This is a genomic window from Treponema sp. R80B11-R83G3 (assembly GCF_054786115.1).
Map to the genome: position 1 here is coordinate 1 of NZ_BDHF01000274.1, position 1,025 is coordinate 1,025.

The following is a 1,025-nucleotide window of genomic DNA, read 5'->3' on the forward strand; positions in this document are numbered from 1 at the left end:
GGTAGGTTATGGTTTGAGATGAGGGCATGGCAACGCCTGAAAGGTTTGTTATGCGCGGTCCCGCTTCCACGCTTATGTTGAGGAGCTGTAAATCTACGGCAAGATACGGGGCTTCGTCTTTGACGATAATTACAATACGAGACGCTTCGATGTTGGGGTCTGCCGATATTTTGAAAAAGTTTGATATGTCGCCGTCTTCGCCTGCCAGTTGCCCTGCGGTGTTGCCGCCTGTGCTTGTTCTGTAGACCGCACTCATGCGGAGCGTATCGCCGATTACGGCGGTGTTTTTATCTATCGGCATATTGAATTCAAGCGATATTTTCTGGTCGTAGGGGAAGGCGCTTATCGCGGTGGTTAGTGGCGGGTTGGAACGGACGATCTGAGGGCGGTTGTCGCAGAATGGGACGAGGGTGATTGCGGCATTGACGTGGATAGTAACGGCGGCGGGATACGCGCCGGTGTTGGTTACGCTTCCGGCAGTCAGGTCAACGCCGTTTCCGTTCAGGGAGGCGGCAAGCGCCTGTTCGTAGCCAAGATCGATTATATTCTGCTGGTTATATCCACTGCTGTTAAAAGCGAGCCACCCCCGGAAGCCGTAACCCGAATTGGGGGTAAATTCCACGTTGAAGGAATAGCCTAACCTGGTGTCGCCGCATTTGCCGTCCCCGAATTGTGGGCTGTTGCCCCACCCCGAAGGGATAGCCACTGTTACAGTCAGTTTCGCCGCGTTTGCCCAATCAACCTCATCGCTGATTTGCTGAAAAACGTCAACTTTTGGTCCTGTGAAGAGGTCGCAATTAACAATGAGCAGTGAGCAATGAGCAGTGAGCAATGAGCAGTGAGCAATGCGAGAAGCAGTGAGAAGTGTCGTTGTCCGTGGACTTTGCGTGAATGTATCACGCTTTGATAGGTTTTATTGTTCATTATTCCATTATTAGAGGTTTTTTTGAGGGGAACAATAAGTTTATGGTATCATCAAGGTATCATTATGGTATCACTTTTTGGGGTTTGGTGATACCATGCAA

General features: G+C 50.3%; 1 protein-coding gene. It reads right to left on the reverse strand.

Annotation, left to right across the window (positions count from 1 at the left end; all coding sequences use genetic code 11):
* The coding region (locus tag ACYVRH_RS13270; RefSeq protein ID WP_461257370.1) for a hypothetical protein at window positions 1-832 on the reverse strand (832 nt) is incomplete at its 3' end.
* Window positions 833-1,025 lie beyond the last annotated feature (193 nt).